The following is an 18,185-nucleotide window of genomic DNA, read 5'->3' as shown; positions in this document are numbered from 1 at the left end:
TTATTTTTGCTTACTATGATTTGCCTCAATATTTCCTTTAATTTGTTTCACTGCACTATCAAGCGCGGCTTTTGGTGCCTCTTTATCTGTAACAACTAACTGCAGAGCGTCTCCAGCTGGTTTCCATACTTCTTGCATTTCTGGAATATTCGGCATTGGAATTCCATTTTCTGATTGAGTTGCAACTGCTTTTGCAGCTTCATTATCTTTAATAATTGGATCTTCCATTACTGATTTTACTGGAGGAATTTCTTTTGTCTTCTCAAATCTAATTTTTGCGTTTTCTTCGTTCGTTACCCACTCAGTGAATTTTGTAGCTAAATCATTTTGTTTAGAGAAGCTTGTTACATGCCATCCTTTTACCCCAACAAATGTTTTCATCGGTTGACCATTTGGTAATTTCGGCATTGGAGCAACACCATAATCAATTCCGTTCTTTTCCATCGCTTGGAACGCCCACGGTCCGTTCATAATAGATGCTGCTTTTCCTTCATTGAATAATCCATCAGCAGCCGGGCCACCAGACTCACCGATAATACCTTTTGGGAATAACTTTTCTTTGTACCATTTTTGAAGATATTCAGCACCCTGTACTGCTCCGCTATTATTTAATCCAACATCACTTGCATTTGGCTTTCCATCTTTCTCACCAAATACATATCCGCCCATACCTGCCATAAACGCGTTAGCAAAGTAGAAGTTATCTCCTAATGTTAAAAATCCGTACTTGCCATCCTTCGTAAAGTCTTTTGAGAAGTTAAACAGCTCGTCCATCGTTTCTGGTGCTTTTTGCATTAATTTTTTATTGTAAATAAAAATTGGTGTTTCAATTGCTTTTGGTAAACCATATAATTTCCCGTTGTATGTCTGTGCTTTTATTGATAAGTCAGTAAATTTACTCTTCACTGTGTCATCTGCTTTTACTTCAGAAAGTAAGCCTTCTGTTACTGCATTCCCAATTTGATCGTGTGGCAATGTTACAACATCTGGTCCCGTCCCCGCTGGTCCATCAAGACGTAACTTCTTCACTTGATCTGTCATTTGCATTTCAACAACTTTTACTTTTACTTTATATTTTTCCTCAAAGCTTTTCACGGCCGGTTCTAGACCCACACCTTTTTTATCATCTTCCCAAACGAGAAGATCATAGTCTTTCTTCGCTTTACTTTCTTCTTTTTTCCCTGAATCTTTCGGTCCACATGCAGATAACATGCCGATTGACAATGCTGAAATCGTTAATAGTGATAATGCTTTCTTCATCCCAAAAACCTCCCTAAATTGTCTATGTACCTCTTTAATTGAAAACGTTTGCATTTAATAGTTTAATAGAAGCGCAAACAATATCTAAATCTATGAAAACGTTTGCGCTATTTGTCTATCATTATACATCCTTTTATTCATTTTGCAAATATTAATTTTCAAAATAATCTTATCATACTCTTTATTCATTGACTTTACATAAAATGAATACTACTCTTATAAGCAATATTAAAGTTATGTGGAAAGCAATCGTTTGCAACATAATCTTTATTATTTTTACGGGAACAATATGTATAGAGATATTAAAGGGGGATTTTCTATATGCTTAAAGAAGCGATCTATCATAGGCCAAAAGATAATTATGCATACGCTTACGATGAAAAAACAATTCACATCCGAATACACACAAAAAGAGATGATGTTCACAGCGCCGCTCTCATCTACGGTGATCCGTACGAATGGCAAGATGAGAAATGGATTACAGCGAGTACACCGATGAAAAAAACCGGATCTACTGAGTTATTTGATTATTGGTCGGTTTCAATCAAACCAAAATTTAAACGCTTACGTTATGGATTCGAATTAAAAAACGACGTAGAAACTCTTATTTATACAGAACGAGGATTTTTTTCTAACATTCCAAATGATGATGTTGGTAACTTTTTCTGTTTTCCATTTATTCATGCAAACGATGTATTCAAAACACCGTCCTGGGTTAAAGACACAGTTTGGTATCAAATTTTCCCAGAACGATTCGCTAACGGGGATCGCACACTGAATCCAGAAAACACCCTTCCTTGGGGAAGTACTGAACCAACTCCAACTAATTTTTTCGGCGGAGATTTTGCTGGTATTATTCAAAACCTTGATTACCTTGTTAAACTTGGAATTTCCGGAATATATTTCACTCCTATTTTCAAAGCTCATTCGAATCATAAATATGACACAATCGATTACATGGAAATTGATCCACAATTCGGGACGAAAGAAACTTTCAAAGAACTCATTGCAGCGTGTCATAAACGTGGTATAAAAGTAATGCTCGACGCTGTTTTTAATCATAGCGGATACTTCTTTGATAAATTTCAAGACGTGCTAGAAAATGGCGAGCAGTCAGCTTATAAAGAGTGGTTCCACATTCATGAATTTCCGATCATAACTGAGCCACTTCCTAATTACGATACTTTCGCATTTACACCGTATATGCCGAAATTAAATACGGCACATCCAGATGTAAAAGAATATTTACTTGAAGTAGGTCGTTATTGGGTAAGGGAATTCCATATAGATGGTTGGCGCCTTGATGTAGCAAATGAAGTCGATCACAGTTTTTGGAGAGAATTCCGAAGTGAAATAAAAGCATTAAATCCTGAAGTATATATTTTAGGCGAAATTTGGCACGATGCACTCCCCTGGCTACAAGGTGACCAATTTGATGCTGTAATGAGCTATCCGGTTACAAACGCTCTACTTTCTTACTTTGCTAACGAGTCCATTAATTCAAGTGAATTTATGAAACAAATTACAGATTCTCTACATTCCTACTCTATGAATGTAAATGAAGCGGCATTTCATTTATTAGACAGCCATGACACACCTAGAATTTTAGCAACATGTAACGGGGATAAAAATAAGTTAAAGTTACTCTATGTATTTCACCTTTCTTTCATCGGTTCTCCTTGTATTTATTACGGCGATGAAATCGGTATGGATGGTGGAATGGACCCTGGCTGTCGCAAATGCATGATATGGGATGAAAAAGAACAAGATACTCTTTTATTTACACATATACAAACATTAATTTCATTACGGAAACAATATAAATCATTTGGAGGACACGGTACTTTTCAATTCATTGAGGCAAATGATGAACATAATTATATTTCTTATACAAAAACATATGAAGATGAAACTATCTTTTTCGTTTTAAATCCTACTAACAGTGAAGTTACAACCTCACTCCCTCTTCGTATTACTGGGAAGAAGATAATTAACATTTATACAAACGAAGAATTTTCAGCGGAAGCAAGTGTATTACAAGTTACACTTCCACCGTACGGATTCTCTATTTTAAAATGGTAATAGAAAAATCCTTATGCCAGGGTGGCATAAGGATTTTTCTTATTTCAATTTAAATACCATTGCTTCATATGGTCGTAATGTAATGTTTTCTATCGATACATTTTCTACGTTATAATTGTATATTAATAACTCTGATTCACTATAAATAATATCCTCAGGCAATTCAAATACACATTCATCTGCAGTGAAGTTTGCAATCACCAGAAGCTTTTCTTCTTCATATGTTCTTACATAAGCAAAAATAGAAGGGTTATTTTCTAGTATTAAATCATATGTTCCATACACAACTATTTCATTGTTTTTGCGTAACTCAATCAATTTTTTATAGTAATAAAAAATCGATTCTTCGTCTTGGATCGCATGTTTCACATTAATCTCTTTGTAGTTAGGGTTTACCGCAATCCAAGGCTCACCCGTTGTGAATCCAGCATGTTCTCTATCATCCCACTGCATCGGAGTTCTAGCATTATCTCGGCCCTTTATATATATAGACTGCATCACTTTATCTATATCTTCGCCGCACTCTATAACTTTTTCTTTATACATATTTAATGTTTCAATATCTCGATATTCATCAATCGATTCAAATCGAACATTGGTCATTCCGATTTCTTCTCCTTGATAAATATATGGTGTCCCTTTCATCATATGAAGTACTGTCGCTAACATTTTTGCTGATTCAGTATGATAAGCTCCATCATTACCAAAACGAGATACAACGCGAGGCTGGTCATGGTTATTCCAATAAAGGCTATTCCAGCCTGTTTGTTCTAATGCTTTTTGCCACTTTGTTAAATTTTGTTTCAAAGTAATAAGTGAGCATGGTTTTACATCCCATTTCCCACCTTCTCCAGAATCTAAATCCATATGTTCAAATTGGAATACCATTTGCAGTTCTTTTCTAGCTTCTCCTGTATACAATTTAGCTTCTTCTGTTGTTACACCAGGCATTTCCCCAACCGTCATAATGTCATACTGAGACAATACGTCTTCATTCATTTCATGCAAATACTTATGAATGTTCGGACCGTTCATAAAATGTTTATGCCCTGAAACATATCCTTCTTCATCCGTTTCAACAGCTGGTAAGCCATCTTCTTTAGAAATAAAATTAATAACATCCATACGGAACCCATCAATTCCTTTTTCTAACCAAAACTTCATCATGTCATAAACATCTTGTCTTACCTTTTCATTATCCCAGTTTAAATCTGGCTGTTTTTTAGAAAACAGATGTAAATAATATTCATCTGTCATTTCATCATATTGCCATGCAGAGCCACTAAATGCTGCTCCCCAGTTATTCGGCTCTTTCCCTTCATTTCCAGGACGCCATATATAATAGTCTCTATATTTATTTTCTTTCGATTTACGTGATTCAATAAACCAATTATGTTCATCTGAAGTATGATTAACAACTAAGTCCATCATAAGTTTCATATTACGTTTATGCATTTCATGTAACAGTTCATCCCAATCTTCCATTGTTCCGAACTCGTTCATAATTTTACAATAATCACTTATATCGTAACCATTATCATCATTTGGAGATTCATAGACTGGTGATAACCAAATTACATCAATACCTAGTTCTTTTAAGTAATCTAGCTTCGCAAGAATACCACGAAGATCACCTATACCATCACCGTTACTATCCATAAAACTACGAGGATAAATTTGATATACTACACTTTCTTTCCACCATTGTTTTTCCATTATGCTACCCCATTTCATCTATACTATTGATTCTTTTTTCTTTTTTTAAGGCGCAAACGTTTTCATTACTGAATGATAACAGATTCTATTCAAATTTAAAATAGCGCTTACAATATTTATTTTCTTTTTCTAATAAAACATGTGGAACTTATTATATATTCATAGGAATAATGAAAACGTTTTATTTTTTTATAGTGTTTTTATTTCTTTTTTGAATCTATTCGTTTATAATAAATTCAAAGAAAACGTTTGCATAAACTTTCTAGGGGGAAATATCATGGCAGAACTTAAATTAGAAAATATTTATAAAATATATGATAATAACGTAACAGCCGTAACAGATTTTAATTTACACATTCAAGATAAAGAATTTATCGTATTCGTTGGTCCTTCTGGATGCGGAAAATCTACAACACTACGAATGGTAGCTGGACTTGAAGATATTTCAAAAGGAGAATTTTCAATTGATGGTAAGTTAATGAACGATGTTCCTCCAAAAGATCGAGATATCGCAATGGTCTTCCAAAACTACGCTCTTTATCCACATATGAGTGTGTATGATAATATGGCATTTGGATTAAAACTTCGAAAAATACCGAAAGATGAAATCGACCGTCGAGTGAAACATGCAGCTCAAATTTTAGGGCTTGAACAATATTTAGATAGAAAACCGAAAGCTTTATCAGGTGGACAACGCCAACGTGTCGCATTAGGTAGAGCAATTGTTCGAGACGCAAAAGTCTTCTTAATGGATGAACCATTATCAAACTTAGACGCTAAACTACGTGTTGCAATGCGATCAGAAATTTCCAAATTACACCACCGCCTTGGTACAACGACAATTTATGTAACACATGATCAAACTGAGGCAATGACAATGGCTTCACGTCTTGTTGTTATGAAAGACGGAAAAATCCAACAAATTGGAACTCCAAAAGAAGTATATGAAACACCTGAAAATATTTTTGTTGGTGGTTTTATCGGTTCACCCGCAATGAATTTCTTCCGTGGAAAATTAACTGAAACCGATTTCGTTATAGACAGTTCACTAAAGATTAAAGTATCTGAAGGAAAAATGAAGTTATTACGCGAACAAGGCTATGCAAATAAAGAAATTGTTTTAGGTATTCGTCCAGAAGATATTCATGATGAACTATTATTTTTAGAAGCTTCACAATCTACTACTTTCACAACAAAAATTGAAGTTGCAGAGTTGTTAGGGGCTGAATCCATTTTATATATGAAACTTGGAAATCAAGATTTTGCAGCACGTGTTGATGCAAGACATACCTTTTCACCTGGTGACCAAATTAACCTTGCTTTTGATATGAATAAAGCACATTTCTTTGATAGTCAAACTGAACAACGTATTCGCTAAGTATACATGCAAATACAACACCTTCTTTTTTAGGTAGAAAGAGAACCTAGCCATGCATAGAAACGGTCAAATCCTCTTCCTATCCCGTGCCATATTAAAACAAAAAAATAGTGGGTACGAAATCACTTGTATGCTGTATAGTTGCTACTTATACGATAAGAAATTAGAATGGCTGAAAATACACACAAAAAAACCGTCCACATATATACTGGGGGCGGTTTTCCATTATTATACTAGGGCTTCTATTGTATGAAATGATTGTCCTCTCGTGCTAATAATACCGAAAACTGGTAAATCACTGAGCACCACTTCTTCTTGCTGTTTCATAAAAGATGACGTTAATTGTTTTATCTCTATCCAAACGTCATTAATACAAAGTACATTGGAATCGTTCTCTTGTTGGCGAGAAAAAATAGAATCTATTTTATACAGACCCGCATTTTGAAAAAGCATATCAACACGACTATATGCCTCCATAGCAAAACTGATAACACGTTGCCAATCTCCTTGTTTTCCCATATCGTAGGATACAAAAAGTGCCTCTCCGCCTAGATTCGTAATTTCCTCAGCTGTTGCTTGTCCACTTTCTTGATCAATGTCCGTCACAATTACTTTTGCGCCTTGCTTAGCCAACAAAAGAGCTGTACTACGTCCAATACCGATGCCACCACCAGTTACAATGGCAACCTTTCCTGCAAGCTTCATTTTCATTACCCCTTCTATAAGTCTTACCGTCATTCAGTATACTCTTTTATTAGATTAATCCGCAAGCAGGAAAAGTTAACTCGAAAACTTGTAAGCGATTACTTGTTTGTTTCTTTTTTTTTCTTACTATTATACTGATCGAAGGTTAAACCAATAAAAATAAGAATTCCCCAAAATATTAAGCTACCTCCAGTCATTGCAAATCCCCCTTTGTTATATAACGATATTATTTATGTCTATTATATCATTATCTTAATTTTCAATCTATTAAAATGAAAATATGGTGTTTGAATTAGCTACCGCTTCTTTAAACATCCTTCAGTAATATGGAAGGTACTATATAGGAGATATCCACCCTATATAATCAAATTTTTTACGAAATTAAAAATAAGACTTTTTATATACAAACAATAAAAAGTCTTATTTCATTAGTAGCACTTATAATTTAAATATTACTTATACAAGACTCATCACTTTCGTCTTTGCAATTAAATCATGGAAGCCACAATTATCTTTGCGGAATAACATCATATATACATTGCATATTAATGGAACTCCAAGTAATAATATGCTTGGTAATAATAATACCAAAAATCGTATTATTAATGTTTGTAACGTTAGTTTTTCACTTGTTAACGAGATTATTTTTGTTCTTGTTACCTTTTTACCAAGTGTAGAACCGTTCCAAAGAAAAGGTAACACAATAAAATTTATAGCCATTAATACGAAAACAAGTGTAAGGTCATATCTATAGTCACCTAAACTTATATTAAAACGATTGAAAATAGCACTATAGTTTCCGGTAATAATAGCTACTACTGCACCGTACGTAACCGAGATTAAAAACATGTCAATAAGGGAAGCACCTATGCGATTCATTACAAGCGCTGAACGATGCATCTTTAACTTCATTTTGTGTCGACTCCTTCATATCCTTCTTTACCCGTTTCATCGTACCACTTCTAAAAAACATTGTAAACTGGCGTTTCGCTTACTTTTCTTGTACAATGTTTTACAACAGCATTGTAAAGGAGGTTCCCATATTGAAAAGATGGATAATCCTATTTGCCGCACTCTTATTAACAGGTTGCACAGGCAATACAAACCATTTAACTTATACAATTAACGATGAATATGAACTCATACATACTTCTGGAGATGCATTTGAACTTTTCCCCTCGCAGGATGCTGTATATGCTACACAATACATCCCTGCAAAGATTACAGAAATTGCTTGGGACGATAAATACATTATCACAAAACAAATTGAGGAAAAATCAGATCCAAATAATCCTGACGCAGCAATTACAAATAAAAAAAGTGAACATTATTGGATTATCGATGTAAAGCATAATAAACGATTTGGTCCTTATAATGAAAAACAATTTAACGAGCAAAAAGATGCTTTTAAAATTACAGTGCCTTTTCAAAGTGTAGATTCATATGTGAAAGAACTAAAAAAACAGTCAGCATAACTTTTTATGCTGACTGTTTTCGTTTAAATACACACCTTACTTAGAAAATGAGATATTGAAAGTTTGTGGCTCTTTAACAGCTTCATGAGTATCTCCCACTGCTAAATCATCTGTTGTAAACTTAATATCCTTTACCTTCTCTTTTCCATCATCGAGTATTAAACCGATAATTCCTTCTCGTGTCTCACCAGGTTTATAATCTTCCCTTGATACACTCTTTGTGCCTACAAGTGTGTCTTCTTCATATAAAAAGTTTTGAGTCGCTACATTAAAATGCTGTTTGTCATTAATAATAACATCATTCATAGAGAAAAATTGCATGTTCTTATTTCCACTATTTTCTACCTTATATGTAATTTCAACATACCGAATCGTATCGCTAATCTCAGTTCCACTTAACGATGCATATAATTCAGCATCTTCTTGACTCACTTTATCTCCCAATCTACGCTTTACTTCTTCAGGAGTTAATGCAGTATACACTTTCAATGTATTTTTTGCATCTTTGCTCATTTGCGATAATGAGATAACTTTAACGTCTTGTACGTGAATTTTCATTGGGGCTACTTCAAATGTCTGATTCACAGAATGAATCTGTTCTAATTCAAAAGTCCCCCATCCTTTTTCTTTCACCTTTTGCCCTACTTTTTTAAGCTCACGCCCACCATACTCTTTTGTTTCAGGAATAGATTCTTTCTTTTTAGGTTCTGCTTTCTTTTCTTCTTGATGGAAGCAACCACTTAACATAAGAAGAAAACTACATAAAACAAAAATACTTTTCCATGCTTTCATCATTTAATTTCTCCTAACACTATCATTCATTAAAATATATTAGTCCCTTGTTTTGTAAACTATAGAAACAATGAAAAGTCCACAAAAAGAACTTGTCAGTCCAGATACTATTATACCTCCTATTTGGAAAATATGAAAATAGGGGTCTAATAACGCATGAACGATAAATATAGTGGCTGCCACAACGATAGATGAAGTCCAATATTTCTTTTTTTCCGAAGTTAAACTAGTATCTTGATCAGTTTCCCTCCTATATTTCCATAGTACATATATTAGTAATAGTAGACCAAAACACGTACTCCCATGCTGTAAAAATTTATAAATTGGAATACTATATACTTCTTGCTGTAACAGCGGCATTTTCATAACAAAATAGCCGGTCTTATGAGTAAAAGCATCCCAAACGACATGCGTTACCATACCGAATAAAGCAGAATAGCAAAATACAAAAATATCTTTCCAAGTATAAAGCCCCCACTTCTCATCTACTACATATTTATAGTAACTAGCAAAAGGCTTAGGTAAATGTGTTATAAATGGTCCTTTTAAAATACAATGATATGCATATGCTAATAAAAAAACGAGTGGTAAATTCAAATATAAGAAACCAGCCCATGTATGGCCAATAATACCGTATGGCCTAAAATGTAAAAAATATTCAAAATCAGGTGCCATACTACCTAATATAAGAGCCGTCACTGAAATATAACTAGAATGTTTCTTAGCAAAAGGGAGAACAGCTGCTGGATGTGCGAATGTAAATGGCATAGTTTAACTCCTTTTCATATTTCCAATAGCATACATATTATCATAACGATATGAACAATCTCTATGCAATGTTTATTTTCACATTGGAATATGATAGTTTAAATGTTATAATCCACATAAAATATTCAGAAAATAAGAGGAGTTCATGCGTCGTTAACACTTGTATTTTTTCTTGTTTTGTTTACCTTGTTTTTAAGTATATACATTGGCTTCTTTCTATGGAAGCACTTGAAAATTATAAAATATGCGCCTACTCTAGTTGGCTTTATGAGCGTTCTTTTCATTTTTATATGGAAGAGAATTACTTTCGGCTGGGAAGGTCTCGGTTTTGGCGCACTTCAATATACAATTTTATTAGCTAGTTTTCTTACACTTGTATTCGCTGCTTTTTTAGAAACAAAATCCGTTATGAATTGAGGTTTATATATTGATTGACGTACCCTTTTTAAAAAGTGTCACATTAAAAAAAGAAAATATCCCTAGCTTTTCCGCATATCCATACTGCTTACCGGCTATACGAACATTACAATCACTCCTTTTCCATCCGAATGTAACATTCATTATTGGAGAAAACGGAACGGGTAAATCAACATTACTCGAAGCGATTGCAGTTGCTTTAGGTTTTAATGCAGAAGGTGGAACGAAGAATTTCCGTTTTAGCACCAACGATTCACATTCATCTTTACATGAATATCTTCGAATTTCAAAAAGTTTCAATACACCAAACGACGGCTTCTTTCTTCGTGCTGAATCATTTTATAACGTCGCTTCTTATATCGATGAAATAGATGCTATAAAATCTTATGGCGGCGTTTCACTTCACGAACAGTCACACGGCGAATCATTCTTCTCATTATTTATGAATCGTTTTTCAGGACAAGGTTTATATATTTTAGATGAGCCTGAGGCAGCTTTATCACCGATGAGGCAACTTTCAATGCTCATTCGCATGCACGAGCTAGCTGAACAAGGTTCACAATTTGTTATCGCAACGCATTCTCCCATTTTAATGGCTTATCCTGAATCTACTATATACTCTTTAACTCAAGAAGGGATTCACGAATCGACATTAGAAGAAACAGAGCATTATCAAACGACGAAACTTTTCTTTGAAAATCGCGATCGATTATTTCATCACTTATTTGAGTCATAAAAAAGAGGCAGCAATCGCTGCCTCTTTTTTATAATGCTTCTATAAATAAAGCTACTCCAATACCGCCTCCAACGCATAGAGAGGCAATACCTTTCTCTAATCCACGTCTTTTTAATTCGTGAATTAAACTTACCGTAATACGAGCTCCTGTACAACCAATTGGATGTCCAAGTCCTACACCACTACCGTTTACATTCACTTTCTCACGGTCTAATCCTAATTCTTTCTCTACAGCTAGGTATTGTGCAGCGAAAGCTTCATTAATTTCAAGTAAGTCTGCATCTTCTAATGACCAATCTACTTTTTCTAATCCTTTGCGAATTGCTGGTGCTGGTCCAATACCCATAATTTTCGGATCCACACCCGCTACTGAATATCCCACAATTCGAGCTAACGGTTGTAAACCTTTTTCTTTCGCTTTTTCCTCACTCATTAATACTAAAACAGCACTTCCATCATTAAGACCAGATGAATTCCCTGCAGTTACTGATCCGTCTTTACGGAAAGCTGGTTTTAATCCTGCTAATTTTTCAGCTGTAATATCTGCACGTGGATGTTCATCCTTCGCAAATACAACTTCTTTTCTACGTTCTTTTATTGTAATAGGAACAATTTGATCGTCAAAGTATCCAGACTCCATCGCTTGCAACGCTAATGTATGGCTACGAAGCGCAACTTCATCTTGTTCCTCTCTTGTAATTTCATATTGTTCAACTAAATTTTCCGCTGTTTCACCCATCATAATATGGTGAATCGGATCTTCTAAAACTTCCCACACCGTATCACGAATTTCTCCGTGCTGTAGACGTTGTCCCCAGCGGTGTTGTTTTAATGCATAAGGGCTCGAGCTCATTGCCTCTACTCCACCTGCAACAACAATATCACTTACACCTAATTGAATTTGCATTGCAGCAGACATAATTGCTTGCATACCTGAAGAACATTGACGTTGAATTGTATAACCAGTAACTGTGTCAGGAAATCCTGCCGCTAATGCAGCTGTTCTTGCCGTATTTGCTTCATCAGTTCTTTGAATACAATGACCTAAAATTACTTCATCAACTTCATGTGGCTCTACTCCGCCTCTTTTTACAGCTTCCTGAAGTACAGGAACAGCTAATTCTACTGGTGTTATATTTTTTAGTGCTCCTCCAAAAGTTCCAATTGGTGAACGAACTGCAGCTGTAATGACAACATTATGCATTTTATACTTGCCCCTCTCTTATGTACCCTGGTAAGTTTTTAGGTGAAATTCCATAAGTTGTATGTCTACAATTATCATACTATAAACATACCAAAAAATCAAAATATTTAATATAATAAAAATAGAAGGAATTAACCTTCTATTCTGTCAATGCATATAAGAATTTTTGTAATATCTTCTCTGTCGTTTCATTCAATTTCGGTAACTTGTCTACTGGAAAATATTGAAGTTGTAACCCTTCATGATCGAGCTTTAATTCTCCGCTTACATGATGTGCCTGATACAGATGAATCACATTAAAAATTTCATCTCCATTTGGATAACGGAAATAAACTTCCTTCCCTGAAAGAACACCAAGAAATTGCATTATTTTTGCACTTAGCCCCGTCTCCTCGAATAATTCTCTACGAGCAGTTTCTTCTGTCGTTTCTCCCAGTTCCATTGCCCCGCCAGGCACACCCCAATCATATGTATCTGAACGATATTGAAGCAATACTTCTTGATTATCATTTAATATAATAATTGCTGATCCTACTAAAATAAGTGGTCTCGTGCCAACTACTTTGCGTAACTCTTCAATATACCCCAATATGTAAACTCCCCTTTCCTCACCCTTCCTTATCATAACAAAATTCTCTTCCTTTTGTTGCTGTAATTTTCAATAAAAAAAGGAAGCTTCCGCTTCCTTTTTTCACCGTTATTTCTTAAAGCTTTCGTATTTTACAGCTTCAAAAGCTTCTTCAATTTCCTCATTGCTATAATGGACATATGTAAAACGCCCTAATTCTACTAATCTAGCTATTTCTTGTAACGCTTTATGCTGATCATATGTTTCTTCAATTGTAATATGTACATAAAACTTCATTAATGGATGTTCATATAAAGGTTCTCCCACCTCTACATATACACCTTCAACCCCTTGCACAACTCTTACATAGCTCGCAAATTGATACAGAGCTTCTCTGTCTGAAACGATTTTTAATGTATACATATATTCTCCCCCTTTTCTTTACTATATCAAAAAGATGACCATACTACGTTATAGAACTATGAAATTTTTTCGACTTGTAGTCTATATATTCGTGTAATAAACAAGGCGTTTATCCATACATAGGACCTTTTCCCCACATATATTATAGAAAGAATTTTTTCATTTGAGGTGTTACTTATGGATTCATACGTTAATATATGTGTTTGCATTACTCCAGGCGCCGATATTTCTGACGACCGTATTGCAAAAGATTTAGCAGTTGCAGAATCAATTTGGCATCCCATTACATTTCAAATTAAAGAAGTAATTGTACTAAACGAGCTTTTCCGTTTTTCTAATCGGGAAATTAGTTATAAAAACTCCATTCAAAGTCAGGAAAAATTATCATCCTTTTTTCAAACTTGTGTTAACGAAGCTCCTGAATGTGACCTTTATATTTGTTATATTGGCAGTGATTATTTCAAAGAAACCGCAGTAATCGCTTGCGCTTACTCTCTAGCGAAACAACAACAACTTACTGGTTACATCGTTCTAACAAACTCAGCTGCTCCAATGAAAAATATATACACCCTCGCTCACGAAATTGGTCATATTTTATTCACAAGACGAATTCATGGAAAACTTACGCACGCAGATCCCCACTCTCCAACCGGTTCTGAACATCACCATTCACCATCGAACCTTATGTACCCTATAGTCCCTAGCCCTAATAAAGTTCACATCAATTCATTATTAACAAATGAACAAAAAGCGCTCTCTTTACAAAGTCCCTTATTACAAAGAAAAAAACAGTAACGATATTGTTACTGTTTAAAACAATATATTCCAATCAACAAACCAAATACCGGCTGCGAGAAATAAAGTGAAACTATAAGCAGTGGGGGTTTTGTTCATCCCCCACTGCTTATTAGCCTTCACCAATCGGGCGTTTACGGGCAGTTGATCTCCCACCTAACTTCTTTGCTCCATCCGAATTTTGAGATGGGAGTTTTACTGCCCGTTAATGCGGGGTAAAAACATACAACTAAAAGTAAATGTAATCCCTCTAAAAATCCCAATATAATATTTCTTTGGAAATACTTTTTTGCATATCCAAAGCAGCCCTTTTCCTATTAAACCGAAAAACAAAACATATCCTGATGTATCATCTAATAAAGTATTAAAATATTCATCATGTATTCTTTTGGTGAAAGCAGTATAGATCCCTAAAATTGCTAATCCTAGAAACATAATAGTTAATATACATATAAATATATTTTGCATATTTGTACCCCACTTAATAGAAAATTCCGTTTGCTAATTATTTGCTCGTTACTTTCGTATCGTACAGCTAGTTTATACTTTTTCTCTCTTCAATTTTTAAATACCATCGCATTAATCCATATATACTTCCATACATAAGTAAAATCTTTGCAATTCCCCAAGATACATTTCTTTCTTCTAAGTCTTTAAATATAAACATAATTGCCAAAGGAACAATTAGCACCAAAACGCCCATCCAACCAAGAACATACACTTCTCCAATGAAAAGTAATAAAAAGATACTTGCTGCTAATATATATGTTTGTATTGTCGACAATTGCAAAATAGGTGTACCGTACCATTTATCAATAAACATCAATAATACTAATAATAAGATAGGAACCATTACTATTACGTAAATAATCCCAAACTCTACAAACTTATTTTTAAAAGAAGACATTCTAAAGGCAACAATTGTTCCAATAATCGTAATGATTAAGACGATAGGATAGCCAATTAACTGTATATTTGTTAGCGTAAATTGCTGATTCGGATTATTAAACAAAATATGTGTTAATATCCAGTACCCGCCAACCCCAATTATCATCGCAAGAATACTCTTTATAATCCCGCTTTTATCCTTCTCCATCTCTTTCGCCAATTCTTCCGCATACGCTTTTGGCGAATCACCAAATATATCACTTACTGTCTTTCCTTTTTTCTCACCTTCTATTAAATGTAGCTCTGCATCTTCTAGAAATGCATCCACATCTTCTACTTTAATTCCCTTCGTTATTAAATACAATTTCGTATCGATTAGAAACTTTTCCCCTTCTTTAGAAACCTTCATTATTATCCCTCCCTTATTTAACCGTTTCTCTTCTATTCGCCTTCATCATAATTTCAACGAAAATTAAAATAAATAAACTTCCATACAAGCATACAATTTGAAATAACATTGGCATAAGATCTTCCGATGTAAATGTTTTAAACACTAACATAATAGAAAGCGGAATAATTAAATATAAGTTTTTAAACCATCCTTCAAAATATATATTTATAGCTACCGTGAGGATAAAGATCCCTCCAGCTAATATATAACTTTGGACTAGAGTCAACGTAAACATCGTTGTAGGATATATCACATCTAATATCGTAACTGCTCCTAATAAAAACATTGGCGCGATCATGACTAAAAACCACATGGAAAACCACGTTTTTGTAAGACTTGTTACAAATGTCATTTTACGAAGCAGAAAATTAGGACCCATAACAGCTAAAATCAATGTAAAACTATAGCCAATACACTGAATAAGCGAAATCTGTAAAACCCCATTATTAACTATTAAAATAGAAGCAATAATCCAAAACGAAACGATATTCATTACCGTAAACCCAATTTGCTTCCACGTTTCCTTTCTATCCCTTTCCATCACTTTTACAAGTTCATTCGCGTATTCTTTCGGTGAACTTCCGAAAATATCTTCTACACTTTTCCCTTCACCCTCACCTTCTATTAAATGCAACTCTGCATCTTCTAAAAAGCTTTCAATATCGCTTTCTTTCACACTCTTTGCAGTTAAAAATAATCTCATATCCAATAAAAAATTTCGCGCTTCATTTGATAGCATTATTTTTTTCTCCCCTTTCCTTCAAGTAGACGCTCTACACTACTTTGCATCGCTTCCCAGCGATCCATAAATTCATCCAGTGCTTCCTCGCCTTTTTCTGTTAATGTATAATATTTTCGCTTTGGACCAGATGGAGATTCCTTCATTACACTTGTTATTAATCCTTCCTTTTGCATTCGTATTAATAACGGATAAATACTTCCCTCACTCGCCATTGTGAAACCATATTTCGCTAGTTTTTCACTCATTTCATAACCATATATTTCACCTTCAGAAATAATAGCAAGTAAGCAACCTTCTAAAATCCCTTTTAGCATTTGACTTGTCGACATATTTCAAATCCTCCCACTATCTTGTTTTACAAGATAGATAAGCGTAAGTATCTTACTTTACAAAATAGTATAGCAGAGACTATTTTGTAAAGCAAGATAGCTAAATATATTTTTCCAAATGTTTGCAGGGATTTCATTATCACCTCTCTAAATAGAGCAATAAGAGAACTTTTATTATGAAGGAGTGTTTTTCATCATGGTTACAAATCGAGTGGTCTTTTTAACAGGTGCTGCGAGCGGTATTGGTTATGAAATGGGAAGTGCTTTCGCAAAAGAAGGTGCGAAAGTTGTTATTAGTGATCGTCTTGAAGATCGTGCAAAAGAAGCTGCTGAACAATTGCAAACAGAAGGCTATCAAGCTATCGGTTTAAAATGTGACGTTACAGCTGAAGAAGAAATTGCAGCAGCAATTTCTCAAACAGTTACTCACTTCGGTTCATTAGACGTATTAATTAACAACGCAGGAATGCAACACGTCTCACCAATTGAAGATTTTCCAACGGATAAGTTCGAACTTCTTATTAAAATTATGCAAATTGCTCCATTTATTGCAACCAAGTTTGCCTTTCCTATTATGAAGAAACAACAGTATGGACGAATTATTAATATCGCTTCTATTAACGGCCTTGTCGGATTTGCTGGAAAAGCTGCTTATAATAGTGCGAAACATGGCGTAATCGGATTAACAAAAGTGGCTGCTTTAGAGGGAGCAACTCATGGAATTACTGTAAACGCTCTTTGTCCCGGATATGTTGATACTCCCCTTGTACGAAATCAACTACAAGATTTAGCAACTACACGAAATGTACCCCTTGAAAATGTTTTAGAAGATGTTATTTATCCTCTTGTACCGCAGAAGCGCTTGTTGCAAGTACAAGAAATTGCAGATTATGCTGTGTTTTTAGCAAGTGAAAAGGCAAAAGGCATAACTGGTCAAGCTGTTGTTATCGATGGTGGATATACTGCTCAATAAAGTGAAACTTTAATCAGTGGGGGTTTTGTTCATCCCCCACTGATTATTAGCCTTCAACAATCGGGCTTTTACGGGCAGTTAATCTCCGACCTAACTTCTTTGCTCCAACCAAATTTTGAGGTGGGAGTTTTACTGCCCATCAAATAGCGGGATAAAAAATAAAGTTTGCTCACGAAGAGCAAACTTTATTTTACTTTCTATCGCGAGGATCTTCCTACTTTAGTAATTGTTTAGGGAGTTTCTCAATTGCAACAATCACTCCGTCTAATTTACTTTCAATGCGATGTAGTAAATATAGCGTTACAACAATTGGAAACCCCACATTACCTATCATCCTGATCCACTCATCCATCTTTCTCTCCTCCCTTCATTACATAAATAAGAGGAAAGGAAGACTTAAGGCATAAAAAACAAGCTATTTTTTATTAGCTTGTTTTTTTAACTACTCAGCCATACATTTCATTTTTTAGCATATAGATTGCT

Annotated in this window: 22 protein-coding genes; 7 read left to right on the top strand and 15 right to left on the bottom strand. The window is 34.5% G+C overall.

Annotated features, from left to right (window positions below; all coding sequences use genetic code 11):
• Window positions 1–1,260: an extracellular solute-binding protein gene (locus MKX77_RS04865; RefSeq protein ID WP_204208348.1), complete on the bottom strand. Its 1,260-nt coding sequence runs from the start codon at window positions 1,258–1,260 to the stop codon at window positions 1–3.
• A 321-nt stretch (window positions 1,261–1,581) separates the two neighbouring features.
• Here MKX77_RS04865 and MKX77_RS04860 point away from each other — a divergent pair, with 321 nt between their 5' ends.
• Window positions 1,582–3,342 (top strand): alpha-glycosidase, encoded by a 1,761-nt coding sequence (locus tag MKX77_RS04860; RefSeq protein WP_341305961.1) that lies wholly within the window; start codon window positions 1,582–1,584, stop codon window positions 3,340–3,342.
• A gap of 39 nt (window positions 3,343–3,381) precedes the next feature.
• Here MKX77_RS04860 and MKX77_RS04855 read toward each other — a convergent pair whose 3' ends face one another.
• Entirely contained in the window at window positions 3,382–5,058 is a 1,677-nt protein-coding gene (locus MKX77_RS04855) for a glycoside hydrolase family 13 protein (RefSeq protein ID WP_341305960.1), read from the bottom strand.
• A gap of 277 nt (window positions 5,059–5,335) precedes the next feature.
• Here MKX77_RS04855 and MKX77_RS04850 point away from each other — a divergent pair, with 277 nt between their 5' ends.
• Window positions 5,336–6,436, top strand: a complete 1,101-nt coding sequence (locus tag MKX77_RS04850; RefSeq protein WP_215554044.1) for an ABC transporter ATP-binding protein — start codon at window positions 5,336–5,338, stop codon at window positions 6,434–6,436.
• 228 nt (window positions 6,437–6,664) lie between these two features.
• On the opposite strand, the gene MKX77_RS04845 is transcribed toward MKX77_RS04850, so the two are convergent.
• From MKX77_RS04845 to MKX77_RS04835, 3 genes are all read right to left on the bottom strand, one after another.
• On the bottom strand, window positions 6,665–7,174 hold the full coding sequence (locus MKX77_RS04845) for an SDR family NAD(P)-dependent oxidoreductase (protein ID WP_033710801.1): 510 nt from the start codon (window positions 7,172–7,174) through the stop codon (window positions 6,665–6,667).
• A gap of 65 nt (window positions 7,175–7,239) precedes the next feature.
• On the bottom strand, window positions 7,240–7,338 hold the full coding sequence (locus tag MKX77_RS04840; protein ID WP_002145961.1) for a hypothetical protein: 99 nt from the start codon (window positions 7,336–7,338) through the stop codon (window positions 7,240–7,242).
• Window positions 7,339–7,597: 259 nt separating this feature from the next.
• Window positions 7,598–8,053 (bottom strand): RDD family protein, encoded by a 456-nt coding sequence (locus tag MKX77_RS04835; protein WP_341305959.1) that lies wholly within the window; start codon window positions 8,051–8,053, stop codon window positions 7,598–7,600.
• A gap of 131 nt (window positions 8,054–8,184) precedes the next feature.
• On the opposite strand from MKX77_RS04835, the gene MKX77_RS04830 reads away from it, so the two are divergent.
• On the top strand, window positions 8,185–8,616 hold the full coding sequence (locus MKX77_RS04830) for a DUF3997 domain-containing protein (protein WP_002033805.1): 432 nt from the start codon (window positions 8,185–8,187) through the stop codon (window positions 8,614–8,616).
• Between the two features lie 36 nt (window positions 8,617–8,652).
• Here MKX77_RS04830 and MKX77_RS04825 read toward each other — a convergent pair whose 3' ends face one another.
• Together MKX77_RS04825 and MKX77_RS04820 are read right to left on the bottom strand one after the other, a co-directional pair.
• On the bottom strand, window positions 8,653–9,411 hold the full coding sequence (locus tag MKX77_RS04825) for a hypothetical protein (protein WP_016106063.1): 759 nt from the start codon (window positions 9,409–9,411) through the stop codon (window positions 8,653–8,655).
• A 36-nt stretch (window positions 9,412–9,447) separates the two neighbouring features.
• A complete protein-coding gene (locus MKX77_RS04820; protein ID WP_341305958.1) occupies window positions 9,448–10,176 on the bottom strand; it encodes a DUF4184 family protein in 729 nt (242 codons plus the stop codon).
• Window positions 10,177–10,308: 132 nt separating this feature from the next.
• On the opposite strand from MKX77_RS04820, the gene MKX77_RS04815 reads away from it, so the two are divergent.
• Both MKX77_RS04815 and MKX77_RS04810 read left to right on the top strand, forming a co-directional pair.
• Entirely contained in the window at window positions 10,309–10,593 is a 285-nt protein-coding gene (locus MKX77_RS04815) for a hypothetical protein (RefSeq protein ID WP_088079301.1), read from the top strand.
• A gap of 10 nt (window positions 10,594–10,603) precedes the next feature.
• Window positions 10,604–11,329 (top strand): AAA family ATPase, encoded by a 726-nt coding sequence (locus MKX77_RS04810; RefSeq protein ID WP_098635985.1) that lies wholly within the window; start codon window positions 10,604–10,606, stop codon window positions 11,327–11,329.
• Between the two features lie 28 nt (window positions 11,330–11,357).
• Here MKX77_RS04810 and MKX77_RS04805 read toward each other — a convergent pair whose 3' ends face one another.
• The 3 genes from MKX77_RS04805 to MKX77_RS04795 all read right to left on the bottom strand — a co-directional run bounded on the left by MKX77_RS04805 (window position 11,358) and on the right by MKX77_RS04795 (window position 13,524).
• Window positions 11,358–12,533, bottom strand: coding sequence for an acetyl-CoA C-acetyltransferase (locus tag MKX77_RS04805; protein ID WP_002128911.1), 1,176 nt, complete (start codon window positions 12,531–12,533; stop codon window positions 11,358–11,360).
• 139 nt (window positions 12,534–12,672) lie between these two features.
• A complete protein-coding gene (locus MKX77_RS04800) occupies window positions 12,673–13,122 on the bottom strand; it encodes an NUDIX hydrolase (RefSeq protein ID WP_002145954.1) in 450 nt (149 codons plus the stop codon).
• Between the two features lie 108 nt (window positions 13,123–13,230).
• Window positions 13,231–13,524, bottom strand: coding sequence for a DUF3928 family protein (locus tag MKX77_RS04795; protein WP_002160644.1), 294 nt, complete (start codon window positions 13,522–13,524; stop codon window positions 13,231–13,233).
• Between the two features lie 177 nt (window positions 13,525–13,701).
• Here MKX77_RS04795 and MKX77_RS04790 point away from each other — a divergent pair, with 177 nt between their 5' ends.
• A complete protein-coding gene (locus MKX77_RS04790) occupies window positions 13,702–14,319 on the top strand; it encodes an ImmA/IrrE family metallo-endopeptidase (RefSeq protein WP_002122123.1) in 618 nt (205 codons plus the stop codon).
• A 195-nt stretch (window positions 14,320–14,514) separates the two neighbouring features.
• Here the strand turns inward: MKX77_RS04790 and MKX77_RS04785 are convergent, their stop codons facing one another.
• The 4 genes from MKX77_RS04785 to MKX77_RS04770 all read right to left on the bottom strand — a co-directional run bounded on the left by MKX77_RS04785 (window position 14,515) and on the right by MKX77_RS04770 (window position 16,729).
• Window positions 14,515–14,787, bottom strand: coding sequence for a DNA-binding protein (locus MKX77_RS04785; RefSeq protein ID WP_341305957.1), 273 nt, complete (start codon window positions 14,785–14,787; stop codon window positions 14,515–14,517).
• 67 nt (window positions 14,788–14,854) lie between these two features.
• A complete protein-coding gene (locus tag MKX77_RS04780) occupies window positions 14,855–15,616 on the bottom strand; it encodes a DUF1129 domain-containing protein (RefSeq protein ID WP_341305956.1) in 762 nt (253 codons plus the stop codon).
• Window positions 15,617–15,629: 13 nt separating this feature from the next.
• The gene (locus MKX77_RS04775; protein ID WP_341305955.1) at window positions 15,630–16,397 is read right to left on the bottom strand and encodes a DUF1129 domain-containing protein; all 768 of its coding nucleotides are present in this window, start codon (window positions 16,395–16,397) and stop codon (window positions 15,630–15,632) included.
• Window positions 16,397–16,729 (bottom strand): PadR family transcriptional regulator, encoded by a 333-nt coding sequence (locus MKX77_RS04770; RefSeq protein WP_002111568.1) that lies wholly within the window; start codon window positions 16,727–16,729, stop codon window positions 16,397–16,399. The genes MKX77_RS04775 and MKX77_RS04770 overlap by 1 nt, the downstream gene beginning before the upstream one ends.
• A gap of 196 nt (window positions 16,730–16,925) precedes the next feature.
• Here MKX77_RS04770 and MKX77_RS04765 point away from each other — a divergent pair, with 196 nt between their 5' ends.
• The gene (locus MKX77_RS04765; RefSeq protein ID WP_341305954.1) at window positions 16,926–17,702 is read left to right on the top strand and encodes a 3-hydroxybutyrate dehydrogenase; all 777 of its coding nucleotides are present in this window, start codon (window positions 16,926–16,928) and stop codon (window positions 17,700–17,702) included.
• 214 nt (window positions 17,703–17,916) lie between these two features.
• Here MKX77_RS04765 and MKX77_RS04760 read toward each other — a convergent pair whose 3' ends face one another.
• Window positions 17,917–18,054 (bottom strand): YvrJ family protein, encoded by a 138-nt coding sequence (locus MKX77_RS04760; protein ID WP_215554051.1) that lies wholly within the window; start codon window positions 18,052–18,054, stop codon window positions 17,917–17,919.
• Window positions 18,055–18,185 lie beyond the last annotated feature (131 nt).

This window comes from Bacillus sp. FSL R9-9410 (assembly GCF_038050385.1).
GTDB lineage: Bacteria > Bacillota > Bacilli > Bacillales > Bacillaceae_G > Bacillus_A > Bacillus_A cereus_U.
This window is presented reverse-complemented; position numbering and strand designations above follow the sequence as displayed.

What these genes read in the sequence shown, in the direction of transcription:
- MKX77_RS04840 (WP_002145961.1), bottom strand. Translation starts at nt 7,338, where the DNA reads ATGACTGGAGGTAGCTTAATATTTTGGGGAATTCTTATTTTTATTGGT.
- MKX77_RS04850 (WP_215554044.1), top strand. Translation starts at nt 5,336, where the DNA reads ATGGCAGAACTTAAATTAGAAAATATTTATAAAATATATGATAATAAC.
- MKX77_RS04865 (WP_204208348.1), bottom strand. Translation starts at nt 1,260, where the DNA reads ATGAAGAAAGCATTATCACTATTAACGATTTCAGCATTGTCAATCGGC.
- MKX77_RS04845 (WP_033710801.1), bottom strand. Translation starts at nt 7,174, where the DNA reads ATGACGGTAAGACTTATAGAAGGGGTAATGAAAATGAAGCTTGCAGGA.
- MKX77_RS04790 (WP_002122123.1), top strand. Translation starts at nt 13,702, where the DNA reads ATGGATTCATACGTTAATATATGTGTTTGCATTACTCCAGGCGCCGAT.
- MKX77_RS04765 (WP_341305954.1), top strand. Translation starts at nt 16,926, where the DNA reads ATGGTTACAAATCGAGTGGTCTTTTTAACAGGTGCTGCGAGCGGTATT.
- MKX77_RS04835 (WP_341305959.1), bottom strand. Translation starts at nt 8,053, where the DNA reads ATGAAGTTAAAGATGCATCGTTCAGCGCTTGTAATGAATCGCATAGGT.
- MKX77_RS04795 (WP_002160644.1), bottom strand. Translation starts at nt 13,524, where the DNA reads ATGTATACATTAAAAATCGTTTCAGACAGAGAAGCTCTGTATCAATTT.
- MKX77_RS04805 (WP_002128911.1), bottom strand. Translation starts at nt 12,533, where the DNA reads ATGCATAATGTTGTCATTACAGCTGCAGTTCGTTCACCAATTGGAACT.
- MKX77_RS04760 (WP_215554051.1), bottom strand. Translation starts at nt 18,054, where the DNA reads ATGGATGAGTGGATCAGGATGATAGGTAATGTGGGGTTTCCAATTGTT.
- MKX77_RS04825 (WP_016106063.1), bottom strand. Translation starts at nt 9,411, where the DNA reads ATGATGAAAGCATGGAAAAGTATTTTTGTTTTATGTAGTTTTCTTCTT.
- MKX77_RS04860 (WP_341305961.1), top strand. Translation starts at nt 1,582, where the DNA reads ATGCTTAAAGAAGCGATCTATCATAGGCCAAAAGATAATTATGCATAC.
- MKX77_RS04785 (WP_341305957.1), bottom strand. Translation starts at nt 14,787, where the DNA reads ATGCAAAATATATTTATATGTATATTAACTATTATGTTTCTAGGATTA.
- MKX77_RS04820 (WP_341305958.1), bottom strand. Translation starts at nt 10,176, where the DNA reads ATGCCATTTACATTCGCACATCCAGCAGCTGTTCTCCCTTTTGCTAAG.
- MKX77_RS04855 (WP_341305960.1), bottom strand. Translation starts at nt 5,058, where the DNA reads ATGGAAAAACAATGGTGGAAAGAAAGTGTAGTATATCAAATTTATCCT.
- MKX77_RS04775 (WP_341305955.1), bottom strand. Translation starts at nt 16,397, where the DNA reads ATGCTATCAAATGAAGCGCGAAATTTTTTATTGGATATGAGATTATTT.
- MKX77_RS04780 (WP_341305956.1), bottom strand. Translation starts at nt 15,616, where the DNA reads ATGAAGGTTTCTAAAGAAGGGGAAAAGTTTCTAATCGATACGAAATTG.
- MKX77_RS04770 (WP_002111568.1), bottom strand. Translation starts at nt 16,729, where the DNA reads ATGTCGACAAGTCAAATGCTAAAAGGGATTTTAGAAGGTTGCTTACTT.